Here is a 430-nt window from a genome sequence, read left to right as displayed (position 1 = left end):
GTCGGGTTTCAATTCGGTGGTCACGATGTGATCTCCTGGCTTGTCTGGTCACTTCTGGCGTCCAGTGCGGTGGCCAACCGGAACACCGACTCTTGGACCTCGGGATGGTCGAGCGCTTCTCGGTCGAGTTCGCCGACAAACGCGCCGCCGCGCATGACGAAGGCGCGATGGGACAGGCCGACGACCTCCGGCATGTCCGAGGACGCCATCACCACGGCCATCCCCTGCGCGGCGAATTCGGTGATGATGCGGTAGATCTCGCGGCGGGCGCCGACGTCGACGCCGCGTGTGGGCTCGTCGAGCAGCAGGACGTTGACCTTGCCGGTCAGCCACCGCGCGAGCACCACCTTCTGCTGGTTGCCGCCGGAGAGCGTGCCGACCTCCTGGCCGAGCCCGCGGCTGCGCAGCCGCACCGACGACATCACCTCCG

1 protein-coding gene is annotated in these 430 nt (G+C 67.7%); it reads right to left on the bottom strand.

Features of this window, described 5'->3' with window-relative positions; genetic code table 11:
- Positions 1-20: 20 nt before the first annotated feature.
- On the bottom strand, positions 21-430 hold a 410-nt coding region (locus tag CS062_RS25505; RefSeq protein ID WP_143742567.1), incomplete at its 5' end, for an ATP-binding cassette domain-containing protein.

It is taken from the genome of Roseateles chitinivorans (assembly GCF_002761755.1).
GTDB classification, from domain to species: Bacteria; Pseudomonadota; Gammaproteobacteria; order Burkholderiales; family Burkholderiaceae_C; genus Roseateles; species Roseateles chitinivorans.
Note: the sequence above shows the minus strand (reverse complement) of the source record. Positions and strands in the feature narration are given on the sequence as shown.